The organism is Halomonas sp. ATBC28, from assembly GCF_005937175.1.
Classification (GTDB): Bacteria; Pseudomonadota; Gammaproteobacteria; order Pseudomonadales; family Halomonadaceae; genus Vreelandella; species Vreelandella titanicae.
In genome coordinates this window covers 1-407 of sequence record NZ_VCQL01000162.1, presented here as the reverse complement: position 1 = coordinate 407, position 407 = coordinate 1, and the positions used below count along the sequence as shown (strand labels likewise).

Here is a 407-nt window from a genome sequence, read left to right as displayed (position 1 = left end):
CACGCCGCCCAGATTAACGCCATCGGTTTTCATCCATAAACCGTCGTTAATAAAGTCCAGTTCAATATCAAGGTTAGTTAATGCAGGCCAGTCCGGCTGGAAGGCAAACTTCGCGTTGCGCAGCGGCACCAGCACTTCAAACTGACCTTCGTTGTGTTTATAGGGGAAGAGTTGCGGATTGCCACCATAAACCAGCGTCGCGTTATCCGCTTCACCGCCCTGAATCGCGCCACTTAAGTAATCAACCAGGTCTTTACCCATCAAGTTTTCCGGGAAATAGCGCCAGGCTTGTGAACCATCATCGGTACTGATGCCAGCCAGAATACCCAGCCAGGGTTCATCGTTAGCAGGTTGCAGGTAACGAAAACCGCCGCGCGCATGGACGGCTTTGGCTTTAACGTCAATAT

General features: G+C 51.4%; 1 protein-coding gene. It reads right to left on the bottom strand.

Annotated features, from left to right (window positions below; translation table 11 throughout):
- The coding region (locus E0L35_RS25830) for a DUF3971 domain-containing protein (protein ID WP_212751728.1) at nucleotides 1-407 on the bottom strand (407 nt) is incomplete at both ends.